1 protein-coding gene is annotated in these 223 nt (G+C 48.4%); it reads right to left on the reverse strand.

The genetic code is table 11. The annotated features are described in order from the left end of the window. Positions 1–223 (reverse strand): cadherin-like domain-containing protein (locus AB4209_RS22560; protein ID WP_372057276.1); only part of this gene is annotated, 223 nt, incomplete at both ends.

Here is a 223-nt window from a genome sequence, read left to right on the forward strand (position 1 = left end):
ACTGGCAGGTCATTAACTGGGTTAACGGTTAGGTCAGCCGATGCTTGAACCGTATTGGTACCATCTGAGATATCGAAGCTAATATCGATATCACCATTGAAGTTCTCATCTGGCGTGATGGTGAAGCTGCCGTCATCATTAGCTACAACCGTCGCATCTCCACCAACCGTAAGGTCGCTAGCCGTAAGGTCATCGCCTTCCACATCTGATGCTTGAGAAAGCA

Origin of the sequence: Vibrio sp. 10N.286.48.C11 (assembly GCF_041469805.1) — a bacterium.
Lineage (GTDB): Bacteria > Pseudomonadota > Gammaproteobacteria > Enterobacterales > Vibrionaceae > Vibrio > Vibrio crassostreae_C.